The 18,610-nt window shown below is 43.2% G+C and carries 15 protein-coding genes; 8 read left to right on the forward strand and 7 right to left on the reverse strand.

What is annotated here, in order from left to right; all coding sequences use genetic code 11:
* Positions 1–339 precede the first annotated feature (339 nt).
* On the forward strand, positions 340–1,503 hold the full coding sequence (locus F893_RS15085; protein ID WP_005104957.1) for a zinc-dependent alcohol dehydrogenase: 1,164 nt from the start codon (positions 340–342) through the stop codon (positions 1,501–1,503).
* Between the two features lie 1,182 nt (positions 1,504–2,685).
* On the opposite strand, the gene gyrB is transcribed toward F893_RS15085, so the two are convergent.
* The 4 genes from gyrB to dnaA all read right to left on the reverse strand — a co-directional run bounded on the left by gyrB (position 2,686) and on the right by dnaA (position 8,956).
* Complete coding sequence (gyrB, locus tag F893_RS15090; RefSeq protein ID WP_004281937.1) at positions 2,686–5,157, reverse strand: DNA topoisomerase (ATP-hydrolyzing) subunit B; 2,472 nt, start codon at positions 5,155–5,157, stop codon at positions 2,686–2,688.
* Positions 5,158–5,213: 56 nt separating this feature from the next.
* Positions 5,214–6,293: a DNA replication/repair protein RecF gene (recF, locus tag F893_RS15095; RefSeq protein WP_004281936.1), complete on the reverse strand. Its 1,080-nt coding sequence runs from the start codon at positions 6,291–6,293 to the stop codon at positions 5,214–5,216.
* 28 nt (positions 6,294–6,321) lie between these two features.
* Positions 6,322–7,470, reverse strand: coding sequence for a DNA polymerase III subunit beta (gene dnaN / locus F893_RS15100; RefSeq protein WP_005252973.1), 1,149 nt, complete (start codon positions 7,468–7,470; stop codon positions 6,322–6,324).
* A gap of 109 nt (positions 7,471–7,579) precedes the next feature.
* Positions 7,580–8,956 (reverse strand): chromosomal replication initiator protein DnaA, encoded by a 1,377-nt coding sequence (gene dnaA, locus F893_RS15105; RefSeq protein WP_004281934.1) that lies wholly within the window; start codon positions 8,954–8,956, stop codon positions 7,580–7,582.
* A gap of 660 nt (positions 8,957–9,616) precedes the next feature.
* On the opposite strand from dnaA, the gene rpmH reads away from it, so the two are divergent.
* The 6 genes from rpmH (at position 9,617) to F893_RS15130 (ending at position 15,137) form a co-directional block, all read left to right on the forward strand.
* On the forward strand, positions 9,617–9,751 hold the full coding sequence (gene rpmH, locus F893_RS15110) for a 50S ribosomal protein L34 (RefSeq protein ID WP_000831329.1): 135 nt from the start codon (positions 9,617–9,619) through the stop codon (positions 9,749–9,751).
* Between the two features lie 29 nt (positions 9,752–9,780).
* The gene (gene rnpA, locus F893_RS15115) at positions 9,781–10,173 is read left to right on the forward strand and encodes a ribonuclease P protein component (RefSeq protein ID WP_005252975.1); all 393 of its coding nucleotides are present in this window, start codon (positions 9,781–9,783) and stop codon (positions 10,171–10,173) included.
* A gap of 9 nt (positions 10,174–10,182) precedes the next feature.
* Positions 10,183–10,503, forward strand: coding sequence for a membrane protein insertion efficiency factor YidD (gene yidD / locus F893_RS17570; RefSeq protein ID WP_004281931.1), 321 nt, complete (start codon positions 10,183–10,185; stop codon positions 10,501–10,503).
* Between the two features lie 5 nt (positions 10,504–10,508).
* Positions 10,509–12,272, forward strand: coding sequence for a membrane protein insertase YidC (gene yidC / locus F893_RS15120; protein ID WP_005245552.1), 1,764 nt, complete (start codon positions 10,509–10,511; stop codon positions 12,270–12,272).
* A gap of 92 nt (positions 12,273–12,364) precedes the next feature.
* A complete protein-coding gene (mnmE, locus tag F893_RS15125) occupies positions 12,365–13,723 on the forward strand; it encodes a tRNA uridine-5-carboxymethylaminomethyl(34) synthesis GTPase MnmE (protein ID WP_005252976.1) in 1,359 nt (452 codons plus the stop codon).
* Positions 13,724–13,832: 109 nt separating this feature from the next.
* Positions 13,833–15,137 carry an IS4 family transposase gene (locus F893_RS15130; protein WP_005104965.1) on the forward strand — a complete coding sequence of 435 codons (1,305 nt, stop codon included), beginning with the start codon at positions 13,833–13,835 and terminating at the stop codon, positions 15,135–15,137.
* A 30-nt stretch (positions 15,138–15,167) separates the two neighbouring features.
* On the opposite strand, the gene F893_RS15135 is transcribed toward F893_RS15130, so the two are convergent.
* On the reverse strand, positions 15,168–16,313 hold the full coding sequence (locus tag F893_RS15135) for an MFS transporter (protein ID WP_005252977.1): 1,146 nt from the start codon (positions 16,311–16,313) through the stop codon (positions 15,168–15,170).
* A 379-nt stretch (positions 16,314–16,692) separates the two neighbouring features.
* Here F893_RS15135 and F893_RS15140 point away from each other — a divergent pair, with 379 nt between their 5' ends.
* The gene (locus tag F893_RS15140) at positions 16,693–17,394 is read left to right on the forward strand and encodes a DsbC family protein (RefSeq protein ID WP_005252979.1); all 702 of its coding nucleotides are present in this window, start codon (positions 16,693–16,695) and stop codon (positions 17,392–17,394) included.
* A gap of 100 nt (positions 17,395–17,494) precedes the next feature.
* Here the strand turns inward: F893_RS15140 and F893_RS15145 are convergent, their stop codons facing one another.
* Complete coding sequence (locus tag F893_RS15145; RefSeq protein ID WP_004281926.1) at positions 17,495–17,752, reverse strand: GlsB/YeaQ/YmgE family stress response membrane protein; 258 nt, start codon at positions 17,750–17,752, stop codon at positions 17,495–17,497.
* Between the two features lie 172 nt (positions 17,753–17,924).
* The gene (gene hpt / locus F893_RS15150; protein WP_004728991.1) at positions 17,925–18,452 is read right to left on the reverse strand and encodes a hypoxanthine phosphoribosyltransferase; all 528 of its coding nucleotides are present in this window, start codon (positions 18,450–18,452) and stop codon (positions 17,925–17,927) included.
* Between the last annotated feature and the right edge of the window lie 158 nt (positions 18,453–18,610).

Raw genomic sequence — 18,610 nt, forward strand, 5'->3', positions numbered from 1 at the left:
CTCTTTTAGTAAGATTTAAGATAAGAGATGAATGACCAACGTTGTTCATCTCTTTTTTATTCACTATTTTTAATGTTTTCTCTTCCATTTTCCCCCCTGTATTTTTTCATCTACGTCTAGATGTTTCTTTAATTCTGTTCTTTTCTATTCATTCGACACATAAGGTCATGAATTACACAAACCCTATATAAGTTTATTTTTTAAACAGTTGGATGCCTTATTTCATACATTAATTTACAGCGCGCTGTTTCATCCTAAGGCTCTAATACAAGTGTTTTTTAATTTTTGGCAGCCTTGATACGAGTCTGTTTAATGTTGAACTAGAAAGAGGAAATCCGCATGCGTGCTCTTACCTATCATGGTGCTCGGGATGTACGAGTTGAATCCGTTCCAGATCCAGTGATTCAGGAACCAGATGACGTTATTTTAAGGGTGACAGCCACCGCCATCTGTGGCTCAGATCTGCATTTATACCGGGGGAAAATCCCGGCCACTGAAGACGGTGATATTTTCGGCCATGAATTTATGGGAATTGTAGAAGAAGTCGGCCCTGAAGTAACCGAAGTCAAAAAAGGTGACCGGGTGATTATTCCCTTTGTGATTGCATGCGGTCACTGTTTTTTCTGTGAACATGAACTCATGGCTGCCTGTGAAAATACCAATACCGGCCGTGGTGCAATTCTCAACAAAAAACAGATCCCACCAGGGGCAGCTTTATTTGGCTTTAGCCATCTGTATGGTGGTATACCGGGTGGTCAGGCTGAATATGTACGGATCCCCAAAGGCAATGTCGGACCATTTAAGGTGCCGGGTTCCCTGCCTGATGAAAAAGTATTATTCCTGACTGATATTCTGCCAACCGCCTGGCAAGCAGTGAACAATGCCCAAGTTGGTCGAGGTTCCAGTGTGGCGATTTATGGTGCTGGCCCAGTCGGTCTGCTGGCTGCTGCCTGTGCGCGGATGCTCGGTGCCGAGCAGATTTTTATGGTCGATCACCATCCTTATCGTCTGAGTTTCGCACATCAAACCTATGGGGTGATTCCGGTCAATTTTGATGAAGTCGATGCCGCTGAATTTATCATTCAAAATACCACGGGTTATCGTGGAGTCGATGCCGTCATTGATGCGGTCGGTTTTGAAGCCAAAGGTAGCATGCTGGAAACCGTAATGACCAACCTGAAATTAGAAGGTTCGAGTGGTTCAGCGCTAAGACAATGTATTGCAGCGGTCCGTCGCGGCGGTGTGGTGAGTGTACCTGGAGTTTATGCCGGTCCAATTCATGGCTTCCTGTTTGGTGATGCCTTTGACAAAGGTTTGACCTTTAAAATGGGACAAACCCATGTGCATAATTACTTGCCGCAGTTGCTAGAACATATTGAAAATGGAGATCTGTCTCCAGATCTGATTATTACCCATCGCATGAAACTGGAAGATGCTGCGGAAGGTTACCGTATTTTTGATAAAAAGGAAGAAGACTGTCGTAAAGTCATTCTAACACCATAAATATGATTAAAAAAAAGCGCCGTCAGGCGCTTTTTTATTTTTCATCGTCATTTTATCAATCCTCTTTTTCTTGTTCCTAATCAATATCATTTCAGCGATTCCCTCCCTCTTTTCTATCGAGTAATAAAAGAAATGCCCGATTTTCAATAATGAAATCAAGAAATAACTCAAAAATGAGAAATAAAAAAGTTAAGCAAAAATCGATAAAAGTATGATTTTAAATAAAAATGAAAGTTCACTTGATTATTAAATCAATTATGTAGTTTAGCTACATCTTGAGTTTTTAGTTAACAATATGTTCCACGGTAATGATTAGAGAAACTACACTATATTTACAAGTATTTAATTTATAATAATTTTTTATTTTAAAGCCAATCCAAGGAATAGTCTGGTCATACTAGCAATATATCGCCAAATCTAGCTTTAAATTTAAAATGCTATTTTAAATTTAAAAACACTTATCCACAAGATAATCGATTTCAAATTTGAATTTAAAATAAAGAATTAATACGTGGATTAAAGCTTGCGGAAAAATACTATCTTATTCACATAAAAATTATGGGTAACTTTAGAGTTATCCACATCTCTGATCAGGCTTTCTAGATGCTTGAAGCAATATTATTCACGTATTATTTAGCGTATTAGACCAAGTTTCTTATAAGCTATTTAAAATTTAAAATTTAGTTTTAGCAGCTTTTTATTTATTTTTGAGATATTGGATCTTCTGAATAGGCGATTTATTATTTTTTAGTCGAATCCACCTAAAGTATTCGATCTGTTTTTATTACACGCATCTTTAAATACCACTTTGACTGATCCAGTTTTCACCTAGTGTCGTTAACTGCATGCAAACTTCTCATCGTATAAAGAACGTCTTTCTACCTCACTTTCCTATTCAAAAATTATTTTAGAAGTTCTGATGCAGATCATTTTTATAACGATAGATTCACTCCAGATTTCAGGTATTCTCCCGAGTTGGTAATCTCTATACATAAACCCTTTCTTAGAGTCGATTTGGCTTACTCAACTTGGCTTTTTAAAACCTAAATGAACCCGTTCCATATCTAAAAATCGGTCCAAAATTACTTTATTTTGCCTAGCTCACAGGATATGAGTAAAAAAATTGGTCTAAAAAAAGCGCCTCGAAAGGCGCTTTTTTATATCTGATTTTATCCTGAAGGGTTATGCATCAATATCTGCATTCAAGGCATTTTCTTCAATGAAAGCACGACGTGGTTCTACGTCATCGCCCATCAAGCAAGAGAACATACGATCCGCTTCAATCGCATCGGTAACTGTCACTTGCAGCATGTTACGGTTGTCTGGATCCATGGTGGTTTCCCACAACTGTTCCGCATTCATCTCACCCAGACCTTTATAGCGCTGGATCATCATGCCACGACGTGAGTCCTGCAAGATATGCTGCCAAACCTGATGGAAATTGCTAACCTGAATCTTGCGGTCGCCTTTTTGTAAATATGCACCCTCTTCAAGCAGGCTAAACCAACTCTTCGAGTTCTTTAATAAACGTGCATATTCACTTGAACCTAACAGTACTGAGTCTAACAGGTAGCTATGTGGCAAGTTATGTACATAGATCGTGATACGTGGCAACCAGCTTGCAGTTTTTTGACCATCTGCCAGTTCTTTTTCAAAACGTTCTAGGGTTAATTCTGGACGTAATGTAGGCTGAATGGCTTCAATCGCTACACGTAGATTCCCACCCCATGTTTCCACATAGTTTTTGTCTTCCAGCTGATCCAGCTTAAAGCCTTCCAGTGACAGTAGGGCATCAAGCAGACTCGCAGGATAACGTTGGGTCAAACGTGCCAAGCTCTTCTGGGAAGTCTGATAATCAGCAATCACATTCGCCAGTGCTTCACCACGAATCGCAGGCGCTTCTGCACTGATATGCAGTTCCAGCTCATCAATCGCATTCGAAATTAGGTAAGTCTCCAGTGCATCATTGTCCTTGATGTACTGTTCCTGCTTACCTTTTTTCAGCTTATATAATGGTGGCTGTGCGATATAAATATGACCACGTTCCACAAGTTCTGGCATTTGACGGAAGAAGAAGGTCAACAGCAGCGTACGGATGTGTGAACCATCGACGTCAGCATCGGTCATGATGATGATTTTATGATAACGCAGTTTGTCCGGATTATATTCCTCACGACCAATACCACAGCCGAGTGCGGTAATCAGCGTACCAACTTCAGCAGAGGAAATCATGCGGTCAAAACGGGCACGTTCCACGTTCAGGATCTTACCTTTCAACGGTAAAATCGCCTGCATTTTACGGTTACGACCTTGCTTGGCTGAACCACCTGCAGAATCACCCTCGACCAGGTACAGTTCAGACAAAGCTGGATCTTTTTCCTGACAATCGGCCAGTTTACCTGGAAGACCGGCAATATCCAGCGCACTCTTACGACGTGTCATTTCGCGTGCTTTACGCGCTGCATCACGCGCACGTGCTGCATCAATGATCTTGCCAGCAATCGCTTTGGCTGCTTGTGGATTTTCCAATAAATATTCAGAAAATGCCTTGTTCATGGCCTGTTCAACAGCCGTTTTCACTTCACTCGACACCAGTTTTTCTTTGGTCTGTGAAGAGAATTTTGGATCAGGTACTTTGACTGACACGATGGCAGTCAGGCCTTCACGCGCATCATCACCCGATACCGCAACTTTTTCCTTTTTCAGGATATTTTCGCTGTCCATGTAGTTGTTTAAACCACGGGTCAACGCAGCACGGAAACCGGCCAAATGCGTACCACCATCCTTTTGCGGGATGTTGTTGGTAAAGCAACGTACATTTTCTTGATAAGAATCATTCCACTGCAATGCGACTTCTACCGTAATACCGTTATCGGCCTGTGCAGCAGTGAAATGGAAAATATCATTCAGGTGAGTTTTGCCTTCGTTAATATATTTAACGAACTCAGACAGACCACCTTCATAATCAAAGACATGCTCGGCATTAATGCGTTCGTCACGCAGCACAATACGCACACCTGCGTTCAGGAACGACAGTTCACGCAAACGACGCGCCAAAATATCAACATTAAAAATGGTCTGACTAAAAGTCTCGGCACTTGGCCAGAAACGGACACGAGTACCGGTTCTATTGGTATCGCCCACTACTTTTAATGGATATTGAGAATCGCCATGACGGTATTCTTGTTCATGAATTTTACCGGCACGGTGAATGGTCAATTCGAGTTTTTCAGACAGTGCGTTGACTACGGAAACACCGACACCATGCAGACCGCCAGACACTTTATAACTGTTGTCGTCGAACTTACCACCGGCATGCAGAATGGTTAAAATCACCTCTGCTGCAGACACACCTTCTTCAGGGTGAATGTCGGTCGGAATACCACGACCATTATCAGAAACTGAAACCGATTCATCTTCATGGATCGTCACTATAATTTCATCACAGTGGCCTGCCAAGGCTTCATCAATCGAGTTGTCGACTACTTCAAACACCATGTGGTGCAGGCCTGTACCATCGTCTGTATCACCAATGTACATGCCCGGACGCTTACGGACTGCGTCTAAACCACGTAATACCTTGATGCTAGAGGAATCATAAGCCTTTTCAATGGTTTGTTCTGTTTGAGAAGCAGCTTGATCTTCTGAACTCATGGTTTCTCCCTAGTGAAAAATAGGTCTATCCAAAGATGGGTAAAACTCAAAAAATATTATTGCACAACTTGAACTGTACCGTTTTCAACACTGAATAACTGATATGAGATAGACAAATCATGTAAGTGCTTTTGTACTGATTCATGGTCTAAGGTGGTAATAAAAACTTGACTACCAAGTTGGCTCAATCGCTCAATTAAACGTTGTTGTGCGGTTAAATCTAATTCTGCTGTCACATCATCTAATAATACCACAGTTTCCTTATTACAAGAATGTAGCATTGCGATTTGCGACAGTTTTAGTGCGATCATCAGCAGCTTTTTCTGCCCGCGCGACAGGATCACATCAGCATCCCCCATCGGGGTCTTTAAACGCAAATCTGCGCGATGTGGGCCATATTCGGTATAGCGTCGCTCACAGTCTTTTTCATGCTGGTTGGTCAGATCATTTAGCAGGCCGGTTTCACTATGAAAGCCCGGACTGTATTCCAGACTGACTTGCAATTCAGGTAATAACTGTTTCAGATCATCTTCAAAAAATGGCTTCCATTGTTCCACGATGCCGACACGTTGCGAGTGCAGGATTTCACCATATTCACTTAGCATCTGGTTCCACGGTTCTACATCAGACAGACTCAGAAAACGTTTGCTTTTGAGCAGACTGTTTCGCTGTTTCAGCGCACGAGAATAATATTGCCAGGCATGATAAAACTCTGGTTCCACGTGGAACATTAACCAGTCGAGCAATTGACGTCGTGGTTTGGCACCATGATCGATGATATCGGTACTTTGTGGATCAATCAGTTGCAAGGGTAACAGTTTGGCCAGTTGTCCCTGAGTTGCCACTAGATCGCCATTGACCTTGATCAACTGTTCCCCGCTGGCCATTTTTTGCATGCCTATTTTTTCAGTCGCAGATTGTGCAAACACAATCGCATCCTGTGCGCCATGCTGGATATAATTTTTGGGAATATGGGTACGGAAAGAACGACCAGCAGCAAGTAAATGAATCGCCTCTAAAATCGAGGTTTTACCTGAACCATTTTGGCCATAAAAAACATTAAACGGCTGCAATCCGTGGAGAGCAACCGTCTTTAAATTCCGCACACGCTCAATATGTAAACGCGTAATATGCATGTCTTATATAAATATCAAGAGCCGCGGCTTAAACACGCATCGGCATGACGACATAGGTTTGATCCGTATGCGCCGGGTCTTGTACCAAGACAGACTGATTCGCTTCAGTCATGGTCATTGACACATCATCGCCATCAAGCACACCGAGTACTTCAATCAGATACTGCGCATTAAATGACATTTCTAGCGGAGAATCAGCATATTGAATCGCCAGATCTTCAATCGCTTCATCCTGCTCCGGGTTATTGGCGCGAAGTTGCAAAGAATCGGCATTAAAGTTTAGAAACACACCACGCAGCTTTTCATTACTTAAAATCGCCACACGTTGCAAAGACTGCTTGAACACGTCATGTGCGATCATCACCACTTTGTCGCCACCACGTGGAATCACACGGCGATAATCCGGGAACTTACCATCAATCAGCTTGGTGGTGAAACGCACGGTAATATCCGCCTGTTCCTTGTCACGGCTTGGCATATTGATGGTCACATTGAGCAGTTCACGACCGATCAATAGAGATAATTGCTCATCTTCAACGCTGAGCAGGCGCTGTAATTCTGCAACGGCCTTACGTGGCACAATCGCCTGAATCGGCTGTGTTGCAGTAGATTGTGCCGCTGTTTCACATAGTGCTAGGCGGTGGCCATCGGTAGTGACTGCACGTAGCTGATTGGTATCAATTTCCAGCAAAGTACCGGTTAGGTAAAAACGTACATCCTGAACCGCCATGGCAAAAGCAGTTTTTTCAAATAGACGTTTTAGCTCACGCTGTGTCACCGTCACTTGCGTGCCTTGGGTGTTTTCAGTGTTCAGTAATGGATAATCATCAGCAGGCAATGTCCCCAATACAAAACGGCTGTTGCCCGATTTAAGGATACAGCGCTGATCTTCAGTAATATGTAAATCCACCAATGCCGCTGAAGGAAGTGACTTACAGATATCAATCAGCTTACGTGCAGGAACTGTGGTCTCACCTTCCTGCAAACATGCACCTTCAGCCAGTGCTGTACTCGCCACCAGTTCGACTTCCAGGTCGGAACCGGTAACGGTCAATGCTTGCGCAGTCACCTGAATTTTCAGGTTAGACAGGATATTCAAGGTATGGCGACGTTCAACCGCTCCTACGACATGTGAGAGAACATTCAGTAAGCTTTCTTTCGCGATTTTTAAACGCACGGTGCATTCCTCTAAAGCTGAAGATTAATATAGAAAAAGTGATTTTTTTGACGGTTTACTATGCGGCAAAAGCAGCCGCATAGCAAGAATAGAATTTGAGCGATTTAGGTCAACTTTGCAATAGACGTTGCAGGTTTTTATAGTCTTCGTTAAAGATCGGATCTTCTTCCCGCAGGCTCTGTACTTTCTCGCAGGCATGCATCACGGTACTGTGATCACGCCCCCCAAAAGCCATGCCAATTTCCGGAAAACTGTCGCCTGTTAATTCACGTGCCAGACCCATCGCCAGCTGACGTGGGCGGGCATAAATCCGAGTGCGTTTTGGACCGACCAGTTCTTTCAATGGAATCCGGAAATATTCACTGACCACACGCTGAATGTTTTCAGTACTGATGGTACGGGCACGAATTGCCAGCACATCTTTTAAAGATTCACGCACCACATCCAGATCAATTGGCGTACCTTTAAAACGTGAAATCGCCACCACTTTGTTCAGCGCACCTTCCAGCTCACGCACGTTAGCCACCACCTGCTGGGCAATAAACAGCGCACAGTTACGTGGTAAATCGACCTGGTTGCTTTCTGCTTTTTTCAGCAGAATTTCAATTCGGGTTTCAATATCTGGCGGTTCAACCCCGACCGACAAGCCCCAAGAAAAACGTGAAACCAGACGTGGATCCAGCTCTGTCAGCTCTTTAGGATAACGATCCGAAGTCAAAATAATTTGCTTGGATTCATCCAAAAGTGCGTTAAAGGTGTAGAAAAATTCGACCAGACTGGCCTCTTTACCGGCCAGCAAGTGAATATCATCGACCAGTAATAAATCCAGAGAACGGCAGTTTTTCTTAAACTCTTCGACTTTACCCTGCTGCAACGAGCTGACAAAGTCCTGTACAAAACTTTCTGCGGTCATGTACATGACGCGTGCATTCGGCTTGGCCTGCAACAGCGCATTGCCGACCGCCTGCATCAAGTGGGTTTTACCCAGACCGGTCGGACCATATAAAAATAACGGGTTGTGCTGTGAAGCCCCCAGCTGGGTCAGTACCTTGCGACAGGTTTCTGCTGCCATCTGGTTCGATCGGCCTTCCACAAACAGCGAGAAGGTAAACAATGGATTCAACTGACGTCTACGGCTATTTTTGCCGCTGTCTTCTTTTTCTTTCTTCGGCTTCGGCACTGGCATCGGTGTCGAGGTCAATGCCGCAGTCGTGGTCGCCGGTTGTTCACTGGCAGATAAAATCGCCCCTGGACGTGAATCGACCAAAATCTCGACCTTGCGTACCCGTCCTTCAGACAACTGTTCTGCCAGAATCGTAATCAGTTCCAGATGATGTTCCTGAATGTAACGCGTCCAGTAAGGATTAGGTGCATACAAACGCAAGCTGTCTTCCAGCTCTTCTGCAACCAATGGGCGAATCCACATTGTAAAGACATTTCCAGAGAGCTCTTGTCGCAGGCGATTTAAGCAGTCCGTCCAAAGCATGTGAATCCCCTATTCATTCCATTGTTCATTCAAAAAAGATGACCGCGACCAAAAGCGGGTCGCCATTCTAACCAAGTTATCCACATCTGTCATGGCAATTTCCACAAAAACTGTGCAAAAAGAAATCACCATGCATAAAATTAAATTTAAAACCCAGTGTGGATAAGTTTATCCGCAAGCTGTGGATAAAATATATCATAAAGTTATCCACAAAGTATAAAATTAATAGAAACAGTTTTATCCACAATATAAGTTTATGTTTAATTAAATAAAAAGTGGCTTATCCATAGAAAAAGTGCTCCCTAATAGTAATAAATTTAAATTTATAAATTTGAATTTATTTATAAGATCACTGGTTTTTGTGGATAACTCAAAAAACTTCAAATTTAAATTCAAAACCGTAAGTTAAATTTAAACTCTGGATAACATGTGGATAACTTTGTTGATAGAGTTGTTTATAACTTATATATATTTATATAACAATAACTTAATTTGTGATTAACTTGAATTGAACTATTTTTTATTCAGTTCTTTGAAAAACCAGGGTCTTTATCTTTTTTGATCTTATTTGAAAAGAAAACCGCTTTTGCATTGACAGCTCAAGCAATGAGCACTAAAATCGCGGACCTTCATAGAAAGATCATTTTTTGGAGTTTCAATATGAAACGTACATTCCAACCGTCTGAATTAAAGCGTAAGCGTGTTCATGGTTTCCGTGCTCGTATGGCTACTAAAGCTGGTCGTCAAGTATTAGCTCGCCGTCGTGCAAAAGGTCGTCATAGCTTAACTGTTTAATCAGTTACGCTAAGACGATTTTGGGTGTTATGACAAAACTTTATAGTTTTGGCACAGAGTTGCGATTACGCTGTGCTGCCGATTATAAAGGTGTCTTTGATGGTGCGCTTTTTAAAGTGCATCAACCCCATTTCTTATTTCTTGCAAAACGTTCCGAACTGCCAAATAGCCGTTTGGGTTTAGTTGTTGCCAAGAAGAAAGTGCGACGTGCACACGAAAGAAATCGAGTAAAACGACTTGCTCGCGAAAGTTTTCGCCTGCATCAACAGCAATTAGATGACTTAGACATTGTAATCATGCCGAAAATGGGTGTTGAAGCAGTGCCTAATGCAGAATTGCACCAGCAATTACAATTTGCCTGGCAGAGACTGAACCGTCTCGCCAAAAAGCATTCAAAAATAGCCCCCTCCCCACAAAAGTAGAGTTGGCCAATGGTACGTTTACTGCATTGGTTGATCCGTTTCTATCAGATTGCGATTAGTCCTCTTCTTGGACCGCGCTGTCGTTATATTCCAACTTGTTCTCAATATTCCTTGGAAGCAGTCCAGATGCATGGCGCTGGGCGTGGAGTGTGGCTGGCTACTAAACGTATTTGCCGTTGTCATCCGTGGGGGGGCTCGGGATATGATCCTGTTCCCTCAAAAGCGATTCGTTTTATTTCATTTCAGCAAATAGATTCTCAAACGCTTCACGTTGCTGTACCCTTTCGTGATCGTTTATTGAACCAAAATCACTCTCACCACTTGGGGTAATACATATGCAACAATGGGCCAGGATTGCAATTCTCGGAGCCATGTTTGTTGTCGCATATTTGCTCATTTTGGCGTGGCAAAAAGATTATGGAAATGCTGAAACAAAACCGCAGCAGGAAACTGCTGTTGTTTCACATGACGTATCTGCAGATTTGCCAAATGGTCAGACGGCTACAGTTGCCTCTGATCTGCCACAAGCAAATGTGCCAGCACAGCAAGCCACGGATGCCACAGCACCTGTAAGTCAGCAGCTTATTTCAGTACAAACTGACCTTTATCATCTTTGGATCAATCCGAAGGGTGGTGATATTGTTCGTATTGAATTACTCAATCATGACAAGAACAAAGATAGCGATGAACCTTTCGTCATGCTGGAAAGCGATGCGAAACGTACTTATGTCGCCCAGTCTGGCCTGATCGGTCTGAATGGACCGGACAGCAGCCGTAACGGCCGTCCAATGTATGAGCTGGAAAAAACTGCTTATACCCTGGCAGATGCGAAAACAGTCAAATCCAAAGATGGTGAAAACCTGAAAGTATTGTCTGTACCGCTAGTGTTTAAAACCGCTGACGGGATCGAGATCATTAAGACCTTCAATTTCACTGAAGGTGAATATCCGGTCGTAGTGAATCACAAAGTGGTCAACCGCAGTGGCCAGACCTGGCAAGGTCAGATGTTCGGTCAGATCAAACGCGATAACTCGGAAGATCCAGGCAAATCTGATCAGGGGATCTTCACGCTGGGAACATTCCTGGGCGGTGCATGGGGTACCCCGGACGAGCAGTACAACAAGCTTAAATTCGACAACTTTGTTGAAGAAAAAGTCAGTACTGAAGCGACAGGTGGTTGGGTGGCAATGGTACAGCACTACTTTGTCAGTGCATGGGTTCCAGGTCAGCTAAAGTTGACTCAAGGCAATGGCGAAGCTTATAGCGCCAAGCTTGAATCACGTAAATCAACCGATAACATGAACATCATCGGTTTTACCTCCCCGACGTTCAATGTGCCAGCAGGTACAGTAGCTGAAATTGATGCGACTTTCTATTCAGGTCCAAAAATCCAGTCAGAACTGAAAGATTTGGCTGCGGGTTTAAACCAGACGGTTGATTATGGTTGGTTATGGCCAATTGCGAAATTACTGTTTGTTGGTCTTGAATTCTTCCATGGTCTGGTGGGTAACTGGGGCTGGGCAATTATTCTGTTGACCATCTTGGTGAAAGTGATCCTGTGGCCATTGTCGTCGAAGAGCTATCGCTCGATGGCGAAAATGCGTGTGATTGCGCCAGAAATGCAACGCATGAAAGAAGAGTTCGGTGAAGACCGCATGCGCTTCTCTCAAGAAATGATGGCATTGTACAAACGTGAACAGGTCAATCCGCTTGCCGGCTGTTTACCGCTGTTATTACAAATGCCGATTTTCCTGGCCTTGTACTGGGTGTTGATGGAATCTGTGGAACTGCGTCATGCGCCATGGATGCTGTGGATTCAGGATTTGTCTTCAATGGATCCTTGGTTCATTCTGCCGTTGTTGATGGGCTTGACCATGTATATCCAACAGTCGTTAAATCCACAACCAACTGATCCAATGCAGGCGAAAGTCTTCAAGTTTATGCCGATCATTTTTACCGTATTCTTGTTGTTCTTCCCGGCAGGCTTGGTTCTGTACTGGATCGTCAACAACTTGATCACGATTCTGCAACAAACTTTGATTAACAAGTCTGTTGCCAAAGATCGCGCGAAACGTGATGAGGCCACTCCAGTCAACTAAGTTGTACGGATAGGCTGAATAAATCCGCTTAAGATGGTAATCTTAGGCGGATTTTTTTTGGCTGTACTTTTGAGTCTTTGCAGGTGAATTCTATGCTCAACCGAACCACAACTATTGCTGCGATTGCAACTCCACCAGGACGTGGCGGCGTTGGGGTGATTCGCCTGTCAGGTCCAAAATCTTATGAGATTGCCCAGCAACTGACACAAAAAGAGCTGCCAAAAGCGCGTTTTGCCGGTTTCCGCCAATTCTATGATGCGGCCGGCGAAGTCATGGATGAAGGACTGGCGATTTGCTTCCCGAATCCAAACTCTTTTACCGGCGAAGATGTCGTAGAGCTGCAAGGTCATGGCGGTCCGGTGATTCAGAATGCCTTGCTTGGCCGTTTGCTGGAGCTGGGCGCCACTGCTGCCAAAGCGGGTGAGTTTTCCATGCGTGCTTTTGAGAATGGCAAGCTGGATCTGGTGCAGGCCGAGGCGATTGCCGACCTGATTGATGCAACTTCGCAAGCGGCTGCCCGTTCTGCAGTACGTTCTTTGCAAGGGGCGTTTTCGACCAAAGTCAATGCAGTCCTTGAGCAGCTGATTCACCTGCGTTTGCATGTGGAAGCCGCAATTGATTTCCCGGAAGAAGAAATCGACTTTCTGGCGGATGGCAAGATTTTAAATCTGCTGGATGGCGTATCCAGTGCAGTCACTCAAGTACAGCAATCTGCACGTCAAGGTCAGTTGTTACGTGAAGGTTTACAGGTGGTAATTGCGGGTAAACCGAATGCCGGTAAATCTTCCTTACTGAATGCGCTGGCTGGAATTGAACGCGCGATTGTGACCGATATTGCCGGTACCACCCGTGATGTCCTGCATGAAAAAATTACCTTAAATGGTCTGCCGATCACCCTCACCGATACCGCAGGCTTGCGTGAAACCGGCGATATCGTAGAAAAAGAAGGAATCCGCCGCGCGATTAAAGAAATTGAACAGGCTGATTTATTACTCTTGGTCTATGACTTAAGCCAGGGCGAAGATCCGCTGCAACTTGCTCAGGAATATTTTGCTGAACATATTGGACCGAAACGTTTGATGCTGATTGGCAATAAATGTGACCTGACCGGGGCTGAAGCTATAATTGGCGATTTAAATGGTTTCCGGCATATCGCAGTCTCTGCCAAGCAGGAAACCGGTGTTCAAGCGCTCATAGAAGCGATTACAGCGCATGCAGGCTTCCAACCCGAAGAAGATACCTTTATCGCACGTACCCGTCATTTAGACGCAATGAAGCGCACCCAGCTCTATCTAGCTGAGGCGCGTGAGCAACTGGTGGTGTATAACGCCGGTGAACTGGTGGCAGAGTCCTTACGTCTGGCGCAAAATGCCTTGGGTGAGATCACTGGTGATTTCAGTGCAGATGACCTGCTGGGCAAGATCTTCGGTTCATTCTGTATTGGAAAGTAATTATCTAATAAACATCAAAAAAGCCCTCAATTGAGTAATGCCAGTCAGTTAAGCAGACATTAGAAAAATGTAGTAAAAATGAGTGTATGCCAATACGCTCATTTTTTTTATGACTTTATCTGAAAATTTAGATTGCACCCTTCAACATTCTTTGCCTTCACTCAGCCATTTCAGTGAACTCATTGATTTAAACTGGATTAAAGAAAGCCTACATCAAACAGGTAAGGCTTCTATCAGGAGAAGAAAATTACCTGCCGAACATGTGGTATGGCTGGTAATTGGGCTTGCCCTATTTCGAGATCAACCGATCGGGTATGTCGTAGAGCAACTAAAACTTGTGTTTGGTACAACAGAATATTGTGTCCCCAGTGCAGCAGTGCAAGCACGACAACGTTTAGGACGAGAGCCCTTGAATACCTTGTTTTCTCTACTCAGCCAAGCCTGGTTTGAAGAATCCCAACAGCAATACTCAAACTTTCATGGCCTTAGTGTATGTGCTGTTGACGGGGTGGTTTGGTCTATGCCTTATACAGACGAGAATTTTGAACACTTTGGCTCATCTAAGGGTAAAACCGCTGCAGCCCCTTATCCACAAGTGAGAGCAACCTGCCTGGTAAATACCAGCACCCATGAAATCATTGATGCCCAAATAGGTAGCATGGATCAGGGTGAACTTACACTGGCAAATCGATTATGTCCTCCATCGCATAGTATTACCTTGTTTGATCGAGCCTATTTCTCTGCTGATTTCTTGATTGACTGGCAAACACGAGTAGAAGCCAGTCATTGGTTAATGAGAGCAAAAGATAATTTACGCTATGAGATCATTAAACGTAATTCCCCGCATGACTTTCAAATCAAAATGCCTCTTTCAGCTAGAGCCAGGAAGCTAAATCCATCATTAGGAGAATATTGGGAAGCGCGTTTGATTGAAGTTGAGCAGGCAGGGAAAATTAGACGTTATATCACTTCATTAATGGATTCAAAGGCATATCCACTGATAGGCTTGGCGAAGCTTTATGCCCAGCGCTGGGAAATAGAAATGTGTTACCGAGAAATCAAAAGTGATTTACAGGAAGGTAAGCATTTGAGGAGCAAGCAACCTGATTTAATTTATCAAGAATTATGGGGGGTCTTCATTGCCTATAATATTCTAAGAAGACAAATGAAACATATGGCTCAACGTGCAAAAGTCAGTCCTTTGAGAATCAGCTTTCATATTGCCTCTATCAGCATCCTGAATATATTAAGATTTGATTCTTTAGACTCCGCAGGGAATTTACCTAAACATCTAGAAAGTTTACTGGAGAAATCGAGGAGGTATGTTTTGCCTGAGAGAAGGGTTAGAAGTTGCCCACGAGTTGTGAAAGGAAAACCGCAGAAATACCCAAGAAAATGCCAGTCAATTTCTTAACTGACTGGCATTACTCAATTGAGGGCTTTTTTAGACTGGTAGACGGGATTTTTGATAAGCCCACCATAGTGCAAAACACAGTAAACTAATCGCGATACAAAAGCTGATTACAGCGAAATCCAGCCCCCAGTGATCGGCCAGATAACCCACAGCAATAATAGGGACAATAGTGCCCAGATAGGCAATAAACAGATAGGTCGACATGACGGCTGCACGGTTGTTTAAGCTGGTCATTTGATGAATCAGGGCAAAAGCACCCATTAAGGCAAAACCATGGCCGATTCCAAAGAAAATATCACTGATAAAAAATAGCAGGCTGATTTTCGAATACATACATAGCGCCAAAATCATCAGGCTCAAGCACATCATCATCAGACCGATATTCAGACATTTAGAGGCTGCGACGGCTTTGGCCATAAACTGCACGATCACTGAAACCACTAAGATACTGGTAATGGCCAGTCCGCTGACCAGAGGGCTATGCCAAGGTAAAATATTTCGGACAAAGGACGGCGACAGAGAAGCAAACAGGCTAAAGGCGGCAAAGGCACTAAAAGCCGTCACTGCAATAATCATAAACACCCGATGAAACTGGGCTTCAGGTCGTTGCAGTTTAGGCGCCATGCTAAAGGGCTGCACCTCAAACTTGGGTGCTTTAATCCAGAACAGGCCAATCAGACACAATACGGCACCCAGAATAATCGGCAAATATGGCATCACCAAAGGCGCAGCGGAAAACTGCGCAATCACGCCACCGACCAAAGGTCCCAAACCAAAACCCATTGCAGTAATGATTGAAATCAGTTGCGGTGCAGTGTGCTTATGGCTTTCCGGGATGGTATGCATTAAACCCATCATGGCAGAAGTGGTCATCAAGCCCGAGGCAATCCCAATAATAAAACGGCCAATCGAGAGGATCAGTGCATTCTGGGCAAAAACGGAAATGATCAGACCCAGCGTGATCAGGGCCAGACCAATTTGCAGGGTCCGTAAAAATCCGATGCTGTTACTGGTTCTGCCCAAAAACAACAAGGTCGAGAGACAGCCAAACATATAGGCGACAAAAATGTAGGTGATCTGGCTGGGAAGCAAATGCCAGAGCTGTTGATAAATCGGATAAAGCGGACTGGCCAAAGCAGTACCAATCGTTCCCATCATTAAAGCCAGGCTGACCATCAAGAACGGTCGCCAGCTGGTCGTTATTGTCATGAAAATGCCGTTATAGTGTTGATCCTTGGCCAATCCATGTCAGGGCGTAGCGAGGAAAATAAAAAGTGTCTGCAGTTTAGAATGGATGCAGAAAATCGGTCAAGGTTGAATGAGTAAGATATTTATCATTTAAAATATTTTAAATATATAAAACAATTATTTATTATGAATATTGATGTGTTTTCTAGATATATTGAAGTTAAATATAATGCTATACATTATGTTCCACGTGAAACATGATGAACTTATTTAACTGAGTGTAAACAGTAACATAAATGTTTGAGAAATTTAAAAGCAGAGCGATTAAAATCGAAGCATATTCTTATCCAACTCATGTAGAACATTCATGTTAAAAAAAACACTGATTATTAGTTTAAGTACATTCATTTCAAGCTTCGCATTTGCCAATATTGATACGGTACAAGCTAACTTGGCAAAAAACAGTCCCAATTTAAAAATTGAAAATATTCAAACCACGGAGATGAAAGGCATCTATAGCGGTTCCATGCAGGGCCAAGTGGTTTATCTAAATGAAGATGCCAAACATCTGATTGCCGGCCCGATGCTGCGGATTCAGGATCAACATAATCTGACCCGCGATTTAATGCTAAAACAAAATAGTATCGACTGGAAAAAATTACCGCTTCAGGATGCTGTGAAAAGTGTAAGAGGTACGGGTAAACGTCAGATTGCCATCTTTTCTGACCCAAATTGCCCGTATTGTAAAAAGCTTGAGCTAGAGCTGAAAAAATTGAATGACTTGACCATTTATACCTTTATTCTTCCTTTAAAACCCCAGTCGGTGGCTCCTTCAAAACAGGTGTATTGCGAGTCTAATCCAGCTCAGGCATGGGAAAATCTGATTGCTCAAGGGATTCAACCTAAATCGAAAAAAAGTTGCGCCAATCCGATTGAACGGAATAAAAAACTGGCTCAGTCTATGGGCGTGAATGGGACACCTGCGATTATTTTTTCCAATGGTTTTAAAGTGATGGGTGCCTATCCGGCAGAGCAGATTGAGCAGATCTTTAAAGAATTCAATTTATAAAAAAATTAAATAAAGCTATCAGTCGCTCAATATAAAAAAGCACCTTTCCGGTGCTTTTTTATTCAGGTCGTCAAATCAACCTCAGAAACATCTGAATGGTTTAGACTGTACGGCGTTTGGTGACCATATTATAAATAAACAGAATAATCACAGCACCAATCACGGAAGCAATCAGACCTGCTGCGGAATCTGCCGAATACAGACCGAGCATACGGCCACCAAAAGTCGCCAATAAGGAGCCGGCAATACCCAGTAAGGTAGTCATAATAAAACCTGCCTTATCATTACCAGGATGAATGGCACGTGCAATCAGACCTGCTACAAAACCAATGACGATCGCCACAATAATTGTCCACATATGCATACTCCTTCTTGTCATGTCTTTGTTTTCACATCTGTTTAATCATCTTGAAATAAAGTCAGGATTATAAAAAGTTGAATCCTGAAACGAGATGTTATTTTTTGTTCCCGGTTTCCTGTCCATTTTAGGCATAAAAAAAGTGGCTTATGCCACTTTTTTCAACCTGATTTTAAAGACCGATTTCACCAATAAATGGCAGGTGACGGTACTTCTGGTCATAGTCTAGGCCATAACCCACAATAAATTTATCTTCAACTTCAAAGCCCATAAATTCGACTTTCAGATCGATTTCACGACGCGATGGTTTACTTACCAAAGTACACAGTTGAATCGAGTTAGGTTCACGGGTTTGCAGGATTTCGAGTACCTTGCTTAAAGTGTTGCCTGAATCAATAATATCTTCAACGACCAACACATCTTTACCACGGATTTCACCGTCTAAATCTTTCAGGATTTTTACATCACGTGACGATAACGTGCCACCGCCATAACTGGACACAGTCATGAAATCCAGTTCATGCGGTTTTGAAATCACACGACATAAATCAGCCATAAAAATCACTGAACCACGTAATAAACCGATGAGCACAAGTTCTTTGTCACTATTGGCATAGTGTGCATTGATTTGAGCACCAAGCTCTTTGACTTTAGCTTGAATTTCTTCAGCGGAAATCATTACGCTCATTTGAACGGTCATGGGTAGATACCTAAAAAGTAAAAATAGCAAAATAAAAAAGGTGTTGACCTGCAACACCTGAATACGTCGCAATTTTAATACATCCCTAGCAGAGATGCACCTGTTTTGCTGGCTGTAAATGTAATCATTTTTTAGCCGCTGTTGAATCGCGTTTCAAT

It is taken from the genome of Acinetobacter sp. CIP 102136, from assembly GCF_000369685.1.
GTDB classification, from domain to species: Bacteria; Pseudomonadota; Gammaproteobacteria; order Pseudomonadales; family Moraxellaceae; genus Acinetobacter; species Acinetobacter fasciculus.